This window comes from Roseitalea porphyridii, assembly GCF_004331955.1.
Classification (GTDB): domain Bacteria; phylum Pseudomonadota; class Alphaproteobacteria; order Rhizobiales; family Rhizobiaceae; genus Roseitalea; species Roseitalea porphyridii.
Genome location: NZ_CP036532.1, coordinates 3,477,428 through 3,491,782, shown reverse-complemented (window position 1 = coordinate 3,491,782; position 14,355 = coordinate 3,477,428). Strand labels below are relative to the sequence as shown.

The following is a 14,355-nucleotide window of genomic DNA, read 5'->3' as shown; positions in this document are numbered from 1 at the left end:
CGGAACCTGTGCGGGCCGGGGCCCGGAGTGGCGGGCGGGAACGACGCTGTTTGCGACGCCTTGCCGCCTTGCTACAAGGGCGCGCGGCTAGTCAAGTGAGCGCACCGTCGGCGAAAGGGAACAGGCATGGCAAAGGCGAAACCAGCAAGGGCCGGTCGCGGCAGGGGCGCGGCAGCGCTGCCCGAACGGTGCGACGTGTCCGTGGCGGGGGCGGGCTATGTGGGCCTTGCCACCGCGCTGTCGATCGCGCGCGGCGCGCCGGACCTGTCGGTCGTGGTCGCCGATGCGGCGCCCGAAGGCGTGTGGGAGAACGACAAAAGGGCTTCGGCGATCGCCGCCGCGGCGTGCCGCATGCTCGGTGCGCTCGATTGCTGGGACGCGCTGACGCCGCACGCCCAGCCGATGACCGAGATGATCGTCACCGACAGTCGCACGGGCGATCCGGTGCGGCCGGTGTTCCTGACCTTCGACGGCGATGTCGATGAGGGCGAGCCGTTCGCGCACATGCTGCCCAATGTCGAGATGAACCGGATCCTGCGCCAGCGCTGCGCCGAAGCGGGCATTGCCGTGGTGCAGGGCGCGGCCGTGACGGGCTTCGAAAATCATGGCGCCGGCGTGCGCATCGAAACGGCAGAGACCGCGGTGGAGGCGCGCCTGCTGATCGCCTGTGACGGGGTGAAGTCCCGACTTCGCGAGATGGCCGGCATCAGGACCGTGCACTGGGACTACGGCCAGTCGGGCATCGTCGCGACGATCGCCCACGAACGGTCGCATGGCGGGCGGGCCGAGGAGCACTTCCTGCCGGCCGGGCCGTTCGCCATCCTGCCGCTGACCGGCAATCGCTCCTCGATCGTCTGGACCGAGACGACCGCCAACGCCGAGCGCCTCCTGAAGGTGGACGAACTGACCTTCGAGATGGAACTCGAACAGCGGTTCGGGCTGCATCTTGGCGCGCTGAGCGTCGAGGACGGTCCGCGCGCCTATCCGCTCGGGCTGACGCTGGCGCGCGACTTCGTCATCGACCGGTTCGCGCTGGCGGGCGATGCCGCCCACGGCATCCATCCGATCGCCGGCCAGGGGCTGAACCTGGGCTTCAAGGATGCCGCCGCGCTGGCCGAGACCGTGGTCGAGGCGCACCGGCTCGGACAGGACATCGGCGCGCTCGACGTGCTCGAACGCTACCAGCGCTGGCGCCGGTTCGACACGGTGCAGATGGGCGTGACGACGGACGTGCTGAACCGGATGTTCTCGAACGATTTCGCGCCGCTGCGCGCGGTGCGCGACCTCGGGCTCGGTCTCGTCGACCGGATGCCGCAGATGAAGTCCTTCTTCATCCGGCAGGCGGCGGGTCTGGCGGGCCCGGCCCCGCGCCTTTTGCGCGGCGAGGCGATCTGACGGCCGTCAGCGCCCGGCTGCCGCGGCCTCGCTCGTCCCGGCGCCGAACCCGTCCATCGCGGCGAGCGTCTCGTTGATGGTTCGTTCAAGCCCGTCGAGCATTTGCGCGTCGATTGTTTCGCCGGCATGGGCGGCGTCCTCGATCGCCTGGCACCGAAGGCGGGCGCGCTCGGCGCCTGCGCTGGCGCACATCGATTTCAGCGCGTGGGCGAGATCGACCAGGTGGGCGCGTTCGCCCGGGGCGTTCTTCGCCGCGTCCCTCAGATCGGCGAGACCTTGCGGCGCGTGACTGGCGAACAGGCCGAACACCTTCTGCGCCATCTGTCCGCCATTGGCGGCGCCGAGCATTTCGAACATGTCGATCGTCTGGCCCGCCAGAAGCGGAGCGTCATCGGCCGGCAAGTCAGTTTCGGTCGGCGCTTCTGTCCATTCGTGGGTTTCGCCGCCGCACGCCGCCCTCAACGCCTCGGCGATGTCGGCGATGGCGAACGGCTTGGTGACGTGCGCGTCCATGCCGGCGCGCGCGAACTGGTCGGGATCGGTGCCGCTGACATGGGCGGTCAGGGCTGCGATCCGCGCGCGTGGCCGTCCCGCCTCGCGCTCGTTCGAGCGGATGCGGGACGTTGCCTCGAAGCCGTCCATGCCGGGCATCGAGCAGTCCATGAAGATCAGATCGTAGTGGGTCCGCGCCGCCAGTTCGATCGCCTGCGGCCCGCTTTCGGCGAAGTCGGCCGTCACGCCGAGCGCAAGAAGCGCCTCGTTGAGCACCTCGCGATTGACGGTGTTGTCGTCGACGGCGAGCACGCGCGCGCTTTCGAAGCTCGGCAGCGCGGCGGTGTCGCCGGCGCCGGCCGGGGTTGCCTCGAGCATCGCCCAGTCACCGGTTGCGAGCGCGGTCCCGAGCCGGCGAAGCGCCCCCCGTGACAGGGGCAGTGTCAGGGTGCCGGCTGCGGCGATGCCGTGAGGCAGCGGCGCGGGCGTCGAAACGTTGGTCCGCACGAGCCGCAAGATCGGAATTCCCGTGCGCGCGACGCGCGCAGTTTCGCCTGGTTCCGGATCGAACGCTTCGTCGATCAGCAGGGCTGCGGGGCCCGAAGGCGGTGCGTCGGCGAGCGTCGCGAGCGTCTCGACCGCGGCGCCATGGCCGGTCAGAAGGGTGATGATGTCGTCGCCCGCCATCGACGGCGGCGCCAGCAGGCCGAAGGTCAGGCCGGCGAGCGGTTCGGCATCGGCGATCGCCTCGATGGCCGGAAGCGCGACGGTCAGCGTGAAGCGAGAACCCTCGCCGGGCCGGCTGGCGACGCTCAGTTCGCCGCCCATCGCCTGGGCAAGCTTGCGGCAGATGGCAAGGCCCAGACCGGTGCCGCCATATTCGCGCGTGGTCGACTGCTCGGCCTGGCTGAACGCCTCGAAGATGGTGGCCAGCTTGTCCTCGGCGATGCCGATGCCGGTGTCGACGATCGAGATCGCCAGCATCTGACGGCCTTCGGACGCATCAAGCGTGTCCACGTGGATCGCGACGCCGCCATCCCTCGTGAACTTGAGCGCATTGTTGACCAGATTGTTGATGATCTGGCCGAGGCGCGTCGGATCGCCCTCCAGCTTGCCGGCGACGTCGGGCGCCACGCGGACGCTCAGGTCGAGCCTCTTTTCGCGCGCTCGCTCGGCGAACAGGCTGACCGCGTCGTCGATCAGCGTGTCGATGGAGAACGCAATCGCCTCCAGTTCGATGCTGCCGGCCTCGATCTTGGACAGGTCGAGAATGTCGTTGATGATCGCCAGCAGGCCACGCCCGGACCGGTGGATGATCTGCGCATAGCGCTGATGCCGCGCCGAAAGGGGCGCGGCGGCGAGCATCTCGGCCATCACCAGCATGCCGTTCATCGGCGTGCGGATCTCGTGGCTCATCGTGGCCAGGAAGTCGGACTTGGCGCGGTTGGCGGCCTCGGCGGCGACCATCGCCTGCCTGAGTTCGGTGGTGCGGCTTTCGACCTTGTCCTCGAGGTGGAGGCGATAGTCGTTGAGGTCGCGGTCGCGCCGCTGGATCTGGGTGAGCATGGCGTTGAACGAGGATGCCAGCGCGCCGACCTCGTCCTGCCGGTCGACGCTGGCGCGCCGGTCGTAGCGACCGTCGGCGGCAAGCCGTGTCATCAGAGCGGCGAGCCCGGCGAGCGGCGCGGTCATCCGCCGGATGACGATCAGCACGAGCAGCCCGACGATCGCCGAGACCGCGAGCGCCATGACGAGACTGGACACGAGCGTGGCGAAGAACCCGGCGCGCAGCCGCGACAGGTCGGCGAGCACGTAGAGCCGGCCGACATTGTCGCCGGCGTGGACGATCGGCGTTTCCAGCCAGAACCGTTCCTGTCCGATCAGGGCGCGCGGCGTGATCGCGCCCATCTGCTCGGTCTCATCGGACAGGAACACGCCGGTTCCGATGCTCGCGACCGGCGTGCCGGCCGCATCGGTCACGGTGGCGAAGCGGATCTCGTCGACTTCGCGGATGACGGTCAGGGCCCGCGTGATACGCCCCTGCTGCGAAAGGACGAGCGGTTCGGACGCGGCCACCGCGAGCACGGCGGCGGTCGCCTCGAGCCGCTCGCGGGCGCCGGTGACCGCCCGGTCGTAGGCGTTCCAGCCGATCGTGCCGCCGACGATCAGAAGGCCGAGCAGCACCATGGCGGCGGCCGTCAGGGCGAGCCGCGTGCGCACGGACTTGTGCCAGCGGATCCGCCTTGCGTCGAGGGTCGCCATCGCCGGTCGGGTGAATGGGGTCGTCATCGTCCTTGGGCCGTCCCTTTAGCCGCACGGTTGCCGGCGCCCAGCCTAGGGCGGCAATGGTTAACAAGCCTCAACGCCGGAAGGTTCGGCCGCCATCTTCACGCACTGGTAGTAAATTGCGTTTAGGTTCTGCAAAACACCCGAGGGAATAACGGGTTGAGGGTATGAAGCACGACATGGCAGCCCGCGCGCGGGACGATGCTCCCGGCGCCAGCCCGTTCGACAGTTCGGCGTTGAAGGGCCGTGTCGTCCTGGTCTGCGACGACGATCCGATCCTGGCGCAGACGCTTCAGATGGTCTTCACCGCATCGGGGGCCGACGAGGTGCTGCTCGCTGGCGACGGGGTCGAGGCGCGGGCGCAGCTCGCCGCCCATGGCGAGCGGATCGACGCGCTGGTGCTCGACCTGCGCATGCCCAACGAGGACGGGGTCTCGTTCCTGCGCAAGGCCAAGGAACTGGGCTATGCCGGCACGCTCGTGCTGGCCTCGGGCGAACAGGCCGACGTGATCAGGGGCGCCGAGCGGCTGGCCCATCTTTACGGGCTGAACTGCCCCGGAACGCTCGCCAAGCCGTTCAATCCGGCCGATCTGATCAATCTTCTGGCCGGCGCCGATCGGCTCGCCGAGCCGGCAAGGCCGGCGAAGGTCCCCGGCGACCGGACGGTCGTGCTCGACGCCGTGCTCTATCAGCCCCGCGTCGATGTGTGGACCGGCCAGTGCGTCGGCGCGGAGGCGCTGTCGCGCTTCGTCGACGGGCACGGCCGCGACATCAATCCGGAGGCCGCGATCGCGCACGCGGAAAGCGCGGGCACGATCGATGCGTTGACCTGGCAGATCATCGACCAGGTGCTCGCCGACGCGGTGCGCATGCAAACGCGCCTGCCTGCGCCGATGCACCTGTCGATCAACGTGTCGGCCGAGACCATATCCAAGGACGGGTTCGTCGACATGCTGTGCGAGCGGGTGGCGATCACCGGGCTCGAACCATCGGACTTCACGATCGAACTGACCGAGACGCGCCTTGCGACCGACGCGATGACGGCGCTCGAGAATCTGACGCGGCTGCGGATCAAGGATATCGGCGTCGCGCTCGACGATTTCGGCACCGGACACGCCAATGTCGAACAGCTCGGCGCCTATCCGTTCACTGAACTGAAGATCGACAAGCAGTTCGTGATCGGCGCGCAGACCGACCGTTTCGCGGCGAGTTGCGTCGAGGCGGCCGTCAAGCTCGCCAAGTCGGTCGGCCTGAAGACCGTGGCCGAAGGCATCGAGACGCAGTGGGCCCACGATTTCGTCCGCAATCTGGAGGTGGACGAGGCCCAGGGCTTCCTGTTCTCCAGGCCGGTTCCGCTCGACCGGTTCCTCGCCTACGCGGCACGCTGACGGGCGACCGCCCGGTCAAGGCGGGAACGAAACCAGCAATCAGATTTTCCCTGATAGCGATGAGACGCAGGCCGCGCCCGACGCAGCCTTACTGCGTCAGACGCACCTGACCATCGACGGCGCCGACGCCTTCGGGCACCGGAATGTCGGTGGCCGCATAGTCCGAGTTCAGCTCGATCGCCGGACCGTCGTCGGCGACGATCTCGCGGGCGATGATCGCGGTCCAGGCGGCCGCCCCTGCGAAGCGGTTCTTGCCGCGCACATGGAGCTTGCCCTTGGGAAGATAGATCGTGCCCAGCAGCATCTCGGCGTCCTTGGAGGAAATCTCGAAGACGCGATCGGGCGGCGAGGCCCGGTCCTCGAAGATCAGCATGCCGGCCATCGGACCGTCCCTGGGTGCGGTCAGCGCGATGTTGGAGGAATTCTCGAACGACATGGTCGATCCGCTGCCGGTCAGATAGAAGCCGACATTGTCGCCGCTCAGCGTCGCATTGCCGCCGATTGTCCACGGACCGTCCTTGATGACGTAGATGCCGGGCGTCAGCTTCACCTCGATCGTGCCGTTGATGTCCAGTCCGCCGCAATAGACGCCCGGATGAAGGGTGGCGTCGCGGTCGACGGCGACGTCGCGGTAGTCGCATGCGCCGAAGCTCGGCGGCGTGCGGCCGGCCAGCGGGTCGGGAATGACGGGGCAGTCGACCTGCGGCTGCGGACGCATGTCGACGAGGCGCGCATCGTAGCCGCCCGCGGTGCAAATCTGGCTCGCCGACAGGGTCGACTGCTGCTCGACATGGATCGCGTGCCGGTCGGTGGAGTTGACGAACACGCCGCAGTTCCGGGCGGTCAGCGAGGTCCGGGCCTTGCCGAGCGAAAGCGCCGCGGGGGCCGAGCCGTCGAGCGCCAGAACGCAGATGTTGGCAGACGAGACGATCGCCGCCTCGGCCTGGACCACGATCTGCGGGTTCTTGCGGAAATGGCCCAGCACGAAGTAGCCGTGATCGTTCTGCCACAGCGTGGCGCGAACGCGGCCCCTTTCGGGAAGCGGCTCGACATCGAGCACATATTCGGCGCCGCCGAAGGACGCCTTGCGCAGATTGGCATCGACATAGCTGTCGACGACCGCCGCGATCGTGTCCTCGTCCCAGCCCTGCACCGGCGCCTCGCGCACCGCCGCCAGGACCCCGGTTTCGAGGGATTGCTTCATCGCCGCGCGCTGGTTGGCGTAGATCGAATAGTCGACAGCCACGCCTACGGAAGCGGCAAGGAACAGCCCGACCAGCGCGAAGCTCGTCGAGAATCCTCCCGCCCTGTCCTTGATGAATCGCATCATCGTCTTCCCCTGCCTGGCCGGAGACCGTACCCGATCGGTTCGAAGATGCGGTTTCCCGCATGGGCACAAAGCCATCGATACCGTTGACCGACCGTTAACTTCGTCGGGCGAGCCGGGTGTGGATGAGCCGGGCTTGACGGCATCGGCCGCAGGCCCGAAGACAGGCCGGAACGAACAGCGGAACGTCCATGCGCGAACACGCCTATCACTCGCCGGCCGGCGGTCATCCGGACCAGAGCGATCTTCTGACCGGCCGCGCCGTCTTCACCGAGGCCTATGCGGTGATCCCGCGCGGCGTGATGCGCGACATCGTCACCTCGAACCTGCCGCACTGGGACGGAACGCTGGCCTGGGTGCTGGCGCGCCCGCTGTCGGGCTTCGCCGAGACCTTTTCGCAGATGATCGTCGAGGTGGCGCCGGGCGGCGGGTCGGACCGGCCCGAACCGGACGAGACCGCCGAGGCGGTTCTGTTCGTCACCGCCGGCGCGGTCGAAGTGATCCTTGCCGGCGAGGCGCACGCGATGCGGCCCGGCGGCTATGCCTTCATTCCACCGGCTACCGACTGGACGATCCGCAACCGGAGCGATGGGGCCGCGACGTTCCACTGGATCCGCAAGGCCTACGAGCCGGTCGACCAGATCGCGGCGCCGAAAGCCTTCGTGACAAGCGACGCAGAGGTCGAGCCCGTCGCCATGCCGGGCACCGACGGTCGCTGGGCGACCACCCGGTTCGTCGATCCGGCCGACATGGCGCACGACATGCACGTCAACATCGTCACGTTCGAGCCCGGCGCGGTCATTCCCTTCGCCGAGACCCATGTGATGGAGCACGGCCTCTACGTGCTCGAAGGCAAGGCGGTCTACCGGCTCAACCGGGACTGGGTCGAGGTGGAGGCGGGCGACTTCATGTGGCTGCGCGCGTTTTGTCCGCAGGCCTGCTATGCGGGCGGACCGGGCCGGTTCCGCTACCTGCTCTACAAGGACGTCAACCGGCACATGAAGCTGCGCCTTCGCTGACGACGGCCGCGCCGCGGCACGCGCATCAAAAAACTTCGGCTGCGGACGAAGTTTTCTCGATTTGCCGATTGATTGTGACGCGCAAAGCCAATATGTGCGCGGCTCCGGCATGAGCCGGGACATCTGCTGGTTGGGGAGAGCGCCATGACTCACGACGCCCTCTTCCAATTGGGGATGGACTTTGCGGACCAAAGCACCTCCCAAACGGAAGATCTGAACGCCCCTTTTGCGGCCGCTGACGCGCTGCCGAAGGATCATTTCATCGAACGCAACGGCACCAAGTGCGCCGGGGCGCATCTGATCATCGACTTGTACGAAGCCGAACGGCTCGACGACATCGACCATATCGAAAAGGCCATGGTCAAATGCGTCGAGGAAGCCGGCGCGACGCTGCTGCACATACACCTGCACAGCTTCGAGCCCATGGGCTGCGAGGTGGCCGGCGTGTCCGGCGTGGCGGTGCTGGCCGAGAGCCATATCTCGATCCATTCGTGGCCCGAGAACGGCTATGCGGCGCTCGACGTGTTCATGTGCGGCGACGCGCAGCCGGAAAAGTGCGTCGAGGTGCTGCGCCGGGCCTTCAACCCCGCCCGCATCGCCGTGTCGGAACTGCTGCGCGGCAAGGGCGTCTGACGTCATGGCCGGCAAGGACAGCGACTGGTTCGCCGAGAGTCTCTATCCCAGCGTCCGCTTCGCCTTTCGGGCGGAGCGGGTGCTGCATCACGAGGACACCGGCCATTTCGAACTGGCGCTGATCGAGAACGCGGCGTTCGGCAAGGTGCTGATGCTCGACGGCATCACCCAGGTGACCACCGGCGACGAGTTCATCTATCACGAGATGATGAGCCATGTGCCGATCCTGGCGCACGGGGCGGCGAAACGCGTGCTGATCATCGGCGGCGGCGATTGCGGCCTGGCCGAGGAGGTGCTCAAGCACCGGTCGGTCGAGGGGCTGACGCAGGTCGAGATCGACGCATCGGTGGTCGAGTTCTCGCGCACCCATTTCGGCGATTTCAACGCACCGGTGTTCGACGACGACCGGTTCGACCTGGTGATCGCCGACGGGGCCGACTATGTCGCGACGACCGAAGACCGGTTCGACGTCGCGATCGTCGATTCGACCGATCCGGTCGGGCCGGGGGCGGTGCTGTTCACGGCCGCGTTCTATGCCGGCCTGCACCGGGTGCTGAACCCGGGCGGCGTTGCCGTCACCCAGAACGGCGTGCCCTTCTTCCAGAAGGACGAACTGGTCGGCTCGATGCGCGATCTGGGCCGTTCGTTCGCGCTGTCGGCGGCCTATGTGGCGGCGATCCCGACCTATGTCGGCGGACACATGGCGATGGGCTTTGCCACCGACGATGCGGGCAAGGCCGACGTGCCGCTCGAAACGCTCAAGGCACGGTTCGCCGAGGCGGGTCTTTCGACGCGCTATTACACGCCGGCGGTGCACCGCGCCGCCTTCGCCCTGCCGCGCTTCATCGAAGAGGCGGTGGAAGAGGGCCGCGCGCGGATCTGAGCGTGCCCGCCGCCGCGCGGTCCGCTCATGCCGTAGCCCGGTCGCTGCCGGGCGCGGCCTGACCCGTGCCGGTCCGATAGGCGCGGCGCGCAAGCCCGCCCGCAAGCTCCCCGATCAGCGCGAATGCCTCGTCCGTGCCGATCTGGTGTTCGGCGACGAGCCCGGCGAGAAAGCCCGCGTCCATGCGCCGGGCCATGTCGTGCCGCGCCGGGATCGACAGGAAGGCGCGGGTGTCGTCGACGAAGCCGGCCGTGTTGTGGAACCCGGCCGTCTCGATCACCTGCGACCGGTAGCGGCGCATCCCCTCGGGACTGTCGAAGAACCACCAGGGCGCGCCCAGCAGCACGGTCGGAAACGCGCCGGCGAGCGGCGCCAGTTCGCGTCCGTAGGCGGTCTCGTCGAGCGTATAGAGCACCATCCGAAGGTTCGGCTCGAAGCCGAACCGGTCGAGCAGCGGCTTGAGCCCGTCCGCCCAGGCGACCGTGGCCGGAATGTCGTAGCCCTTGTCGCGGCCGTAGCGGGCGAAGACCGAGGGCGCATAGTTGCGGCGCGAGCCGGCATGGATCTGCATCACCAGACCGTCCTCGACGCTCATCGCGGCCATCTCGGTGAGCATCTGCGCCTGAAACAGCGCCGCCTCGTCGGCGGTGATCGTGCCGGCCCTCGCCTTGTCGAGCAGCGCCTGGCAGGCCGGCCCCGGCAGGTCGGCGGTGACGGGCGCCAGAACGCCATGGTCGGTCGCCGTCGCGCCGAGCCGCGCGAAGTCCGCGCGCCGCGCCCGCAGCGCCTTGAGCAAGCCGGACCAGTCGGTGACATTTTCGCCGGTCTGCTCTTCGAGCCTTTGCATCGATGCGGCGAAATCCTCGCGCAGCGGGTCGGTGAGCGCGTCCGGCCGGAAGGTCGGCACGATCCGGCCGAAGGCTAGCGCCTTCAGCGCCCGATGCGCATCGAGCGTGTCGGTCGCATTGTCGGTGGTCGCCAGGACTTCGATGCCGAACCGCTCGTAGAGCGCGCGCGGCCGGAAGGCGGGCGAAGCGAGTTGCGCGGCGACATGATCGAAGACCGCGTCGGCGGTCGCCGGGCCGAGCCGCTCGGGCACGCCGAGCACGACATGAAGGGCGTGATCGAGCCAGACGCGCGAGGGCGTGCCGGCGAACAGATGATAGTGCGCGGCGAACAGCCGGAACGCCTCGCGCGGGTCGACATCGGCGCGGCTTCCGTCGGCGCGCGGCACGCCCAGCGCCTCGTAGGACACGCCCTGGCTGGCCAGCATGCGCAGCACGTAGTGATCGGGCGTGATCAGCAGGTCGGCGGCGTTCGGAAACGGCGCGTCCTCGGCGAACCAGGACGCCTCGCAATGGCCGTGCGGGGAGACGATCGGCGCGTCGGCGACCCGTTCGTAGAGGGCCCGCGCGGTCGCCCGGACGGCCGGGTCGGCGGGAAGAAGCCTGTCGGGATGGAGCATGGCGGTCTTTCGGGACATGGTGCGCGGCGCCATGGTCGGAACGGCGGCCGGCGGCGTCAAGCCCGGCCGGGGCCGATTTCGGCGGGTCTGTCTCTGCGGACCTGCGATTGCGGCGATACCGCCCAATCCGGCATAAATTCCTAGCTGTATATGTGGCAAGAGTGGCTGATTTTGCTATCTAGGCACCGACTTGCCGGCCACCGAAGTCGCGGGGAGATTTTTCGCGTGACGGAAATGGAAATTGCGAGAATGAACGGAGTACGTGAGTTTGTCGAAGGCGAAGCGTTGAACTCTGGCTTAATTCGCACTGACGAATTGTGATACGATCATTGAATGAGTGCGGGAATAACTATACCGACGTTCACTTGTGCGATGTCATTGACTGGGTATAAATTGGTTCAGCGGATGGGGCATTGCTGGATAATGGAAAAATCGTCTTCCCCGCTTTACCCGCTTTTAAATGAAATAAACACCGCAGCAGAGAATGGGCTACCGTTTCTAGCAGTGGCAATGACTGTGGCATTGCCTGACATCTGTGCTTCCCTTGACTCTGAAGATGGGCGCACGAATGGCGAGCGTTACAAAGCTTGGTGCCAAAATAATTTGCCTTGGGACAGATTGAGTTTTGTCACACCAGACGATCTTTGGTCAATGAGGTGCGGTGTACTTCACAATGGTCGCTTTGGTGACATGAAACACAGCGTTGCAAGAGTAATTTTCACGTTGCCAGACAGCGGCTTTACGTTCACCAATTCTCGAATGAATGATGCCTACGTTTATAGCGTGGTGGATTTCTGTCGTGTCTTCACTGATGCAGTCTATCGGTGGTTTGAAGCCAATCAGGATGATGAAACGGTCGTGGCAAATCTTCCTAGGTTGATGCAATATAGGGAGGGAGGCCTTTCTCCATATATCGTCGGAGCCACGGTGTTAGCATGAATGGCGAGCGCGACAGCAAAGCTGTTGAGAAGAAACGCTTCGATGCGTTGGGCCGGGCTCCCTCAAGTCCTGAGAAAGATGGGATCGCTGGACGCGGTCATGATCGTAACCCTTTGATTCCAATATGTAATCGGGCGTTACTTTTGTCACGCATATAATCAAACATAAATTCCTACACGCTCCGATTCCGGGATTGACTCTTTTCGCGTGCTACGCACAATGGAACATATCATGAACAAGAGCCCCTCAGGCGATGAACGGACGGTTCCGCACATCCGCGCCGGCCAAGGCGCTTTTGACGCGTTTGCGCGCCGTCTCCGGCGGTGCGGCGGAGCGCGCGCATCGGCCGCCGAAGACAGGGCAGGCGCTTGAGACAGGGCAAGCGCCTGAGCCGGCGGGTTCGCCAGCCCGTACGGAGCGGGTGGTGGAACGGGACGGCCTTCCGGCCGTCGCGCATCTCGATGAGATCTTCGCCGCCCCGCGCGACGGCGCGGCGACCGGCTTCGCGCTGGCGCACTTGCCGGCGGGCCGGCCGGTCCTGTGGGTGCAGGACCGCATGGCGGCGCTCGAGACGGGCCGGCCGCACGGCCGCGCCCTGCATCGCTTCGGGGTCGATCCCGACCGGCTCGTCATGGTCTGCGCGCGCGATGCGCGCGACGTGCTCTGGGCGATGGAGGAAGGCCTTGGCTGCGCCAGCATGGGCGCGGTGATCGGCGAGGTCTGGGGCGATCCGGCCGCGCTCGATTTCACCGCCACGCGGCGGCTGGCCATGCGCGCGGCGCGATCCGGCACCGCCGCGGTGCTGATCCGGTTCTCGGCGCGGGCGAACCTGTCGGCGGCGCGGCGGCGCTGGCGCATCGCGGCCCGGCCTTCGTTCGCCCATCCTTACGATCCGCGCGCGCCCGGGCCGCCGCGCTGGCGGGCCGAACTGTTCCGCGCGCGCGACCTTCAACCGGGCCTCTGGGAAGCAGGCTATGACGCAAAGACGCATCGTCTCGATCTATCTGCCGCACTTTCCGATCCAGAGCTGGCGCCGCCGGACGCGCGGCCCCGGCGCGCCGGTTGAACAGACCCCGCTCGTGCTGGCGCGCGAGGGCGCCCATGGCCGTCTCGTCCACGACGTCAACGGCGCGGCCGCCCGCGCCGGGATCACGCGCGGCGCGCGGCTGACCGACATGAAGGCGCTGGTGCCGTCGCTGCATGTCGCTGACGCCGATATGGCGGCCGATGCGGCGCGGCTTTCCGCGCTCGCGCGCTGGGCGCAGCGCTGGTGTCCGTGGACGCGGGTGGACGGCGCCGACGGGCTGATGCTGGAGACGACCGGGTCCGATCATCTGTGGGGCGGCGAGGCGGCGATGCTGGCGCAGATGCGCCGCGCCTTCGCCGGGCTCGACCTGACCGCGCGCGTCGCCGTCGCGCCGACGCTCGGCGCGGCCTGGGCGCTGGCGCGCTTCGGCGCCGCCCCGCGCGAACTTTGCGGAGCCGACGCTCTTGCCGAAAGGCTCGGCCCGCTGCCGGTCGCGGCGCTGCGGCTGGACGCGGACACGGTGCTGCTTCTTAAGCGCCTCGGCCTGAAAACGGTCGGCGCGGTCGCCGGCGTGCCGCGCACCGCGCTCGCCCGCCGCTTCCGGCACAGGAACGACCTGCCCTCAAATCCGCCGCTCAGGCTCGATCAGGCGTTCGGCCGGCTGGCCGAGCCGCTGATGCCCGACGACGTGCCCGCGCCGGTGCGCGCGCTTGCCCGCTTTGCCGAGCCGGTCACCGAGGTCGAGGCGATCGGCCCGGTGCTGGATCGCCTTCTCGATGATCTGACCGGCCAGATGGACACGCGCCAGCTCGGCGCGCGGCGGCTGCTTCTGACCGGCTACCGCGCCGATGGCGGGTCTTCGTCCGTGGAGGCCGCGACCAGCCGTCCGAGCCGCGACCCGGCCCATCTGCGCCGTCTGTTCCGCGACCGGCTCGAACGGATCGACACCGGCTTCGGGCTCGATGCGATGACGCTCGACGCGGTCGTCCACGAAGCGCTCGGCGCGGCGCAGCAGGCGCTCGTGGGCGCGGCCGACGAGAGCATCGATCTGGCGCGGCTGATCGATCGGCTGGTCGCCCGGCTCGGTCCCGGCGCGGTGCTCAGGCCCGTCGCCCGCGACAGCCATGTGCCCGAGCGCGCCGAGGGGCTGGCGCCGGCGGGCACGCAATGCGTGATCGTGCCCACCGGTGAGACGGCGGACGGGGTGCCGCGCCCGTTGCGTCTCCTGGTCCGGCCCGAGGAGGCGCAGGTGCTGTACGCGGTGCCCGACGGCCCGCCCGCGCAGCTCGTCTGGCGGCGGCAGACCCATCGCATCGTCAGGAGCCAGGGGCCCGAGCGGATCGCGCCGGAATGGTGGCGCGAGAAATCGACCGCGCGGCTGCGCGACTATTACCGCGTCGAGGATGCCGAAGGGCGGCGCTACTGGATCTTCCGCGAGGGGCTGCCCGGCGACGGGCGCGACGGTCCGCCGCGCTGGTTCGTGCATGGGCTCGACGCGTGA

General features: G+C 67.9%; 11 protein-coding genes. 8 read left to right on the top strand and 3 right to left on the bottom strand.

Features of this window, described 5'->3' with window-relative positions:
- The first annotated feature begins 126 nt into the window (after positions 1–126).
- Positions 127–1,395 (top strand): ubiquinone biosynthesis hydroxylase, encoded by a 1,269-nt coding sequence (locus E0E05_RS17055; RefSeq protein ID WP_131617786.1) that lies wholly within the window; start codon positions 127–129, stop codon positions 1,393–1,395.
- Between the two features lie 6 nt (positions 1,396–1,401).
- On the opposite strand, the gene E0E05_RS17050 is transcribed toward E0E05_RS17055, so the two are convergent.
- The gene (locus E0E05_RS17050; protein ID WP_131617785.1) at positions 1,402–4,176 is read right to left on the bottom strand and encodes a HAMP domain-containing sensor histidine kinase; all 2,775 of its coding nucleotides are present in this window, start codon (positions 4,174–4,176) and stop codon (positions 1,402–1,404) included.
- Positions 4,177–4,352: 176 nt separating this feature from the next.
- Between E0E05_RS17050 and E0E05_RS17045 the strand changes: the two genes are divergently transcribed.
- Positions 4,353–5,561, top strand: a complete 1,209-nt coding sequence (locus E0E05_RS17045) for an EAL domain-containing response regulator (RefSeq protein ID WP_158629406.1) — start codon at positions 4,353–4,355, stop codon at positions 5,559–5,561.
- Between the two features lie 88 nt (positions 5,562–5,649).
- Here E0E05_RS17045 and E0E05_RS17040 read toward each other — a convergent pair whose 3' ends face one another.
- Positions 5,650–6,891 carry a TadE/TadG family type IV pilus assembly protein gene (locus tag E0E05_RS17040; RefSeq protein ID WP_131617783.1) on the bottom strand — a complete coding sequence of 414 codons (1,242 nt, stop codon included), beginning with the start codon at positions 6,889–6,891 and terminating at the stop codon, positions 5,650–5,652.
- Positions 6,892–7,079: 188 nt separating this feature from the next.
- On the opposite strand from E0E05_RS17040, the gene E0E05_RS17035 reads away from it, so the two are divergent.
- The 3 genes from E0E05_RS17035 to speE all read left to right on the top strand — a co-directional run bounded on the left by E0E05_RS17035 (position 7,080) and on the right by speE (position 9,423).
- Entirely contained in the window at positions 7,080–7,907 is an 828-nt protein-coding gene (locus E0E05_RS17035; protein ID WP_131617782.1) for a bifunctional allantoicase/(S)-ureidoglycine aminohydrolase, read from the top strand.
- 144 nt (positions 7,908–8,051) lie between these two features.
- Positions 8,052–8,540, top strand: a complete 489-nt coding sequence (speD, locus tag E0E05_RS17030) for an adenosylmethionine decarboxylase (protein ID WP_131617781.1) — start codon at positions 8,052–8,054, stop codon at positions 8,538–8,540.
- Between the two features lie 4 nt (positions 8,541–8,544).
- Positions 8,545–9,423 (top strand): polyamine aminopropyltransferase, encoded by an 879-nt coding sequence (gene speE / locus E0E05_RS17025; RefSeq protein WP_131617780.1) that lies wholly within the window; start codon positions 8,545–8,547, stop codon positions 9,421–9,423.
- 25 nt (positions 9,424–9,448) lie between these two features.
- On the opposite strand, the gene uxaC is transcribed toward speE, so the two are convergent.
- Complete coding sequence (uxaC, locus tag E0E05_RS17020) at positions 9,449–10,906, bottom strand: glucuronate isomerase (protein WP_131617779.1); 1,458 nt, start codon at positions 10,904–10,906, stop codon at positions 9,449–9,451.
- A gap of 315 nt (positions 10,907–11,221) precedes the next feature.
- On the opposite strand from uxaC, the gene E0E05_RS17015 reads away from it, so the two are divergent.
- The 3 genes from E0E05_RS17015 to E0E05_RS17005 all read left to right on the top strand — a co-directional run bounded on the left by E0E05_RS17015 (position 11,222) and on the right by E0E05_RS17005 (position 14,355).
- A complete protein-coding gene (locus tag E0E05_RS17015) occupies positions 11,222–11,827 on the top strand; it encodes a hypothetical protein (RefSeq protein ID WP_131617778.1) in 606 nt (201 codons plus the stop codon).
- A 424-nt stretch (positions 11,828–12,251) separates the two neighbouring features.
- A complete protein-coding gene (locus tag E0E05_RS17010; RefSeq protein ID WP_131617777.1) occupies positions 12,252–12,893 on the top strand; it encodes an ImuA family protein in 642 nt (213 codons plus the stop codon).
- Positions 12,802–14,355 (top strand): Y-family DNA polymerase, encoded by a 1,554-nt coding sequence (locus tag E0E05_RS17005; protein ID WP_131617776.1) that lies wholly within the window; start codon positions 12,802–12,804, stop codon positions 14,353–14,355. The genes E0E05_RS17010 and E0E05_RS17005 overlap by 92 nt, the downstream gene beginning before the upstream one ends.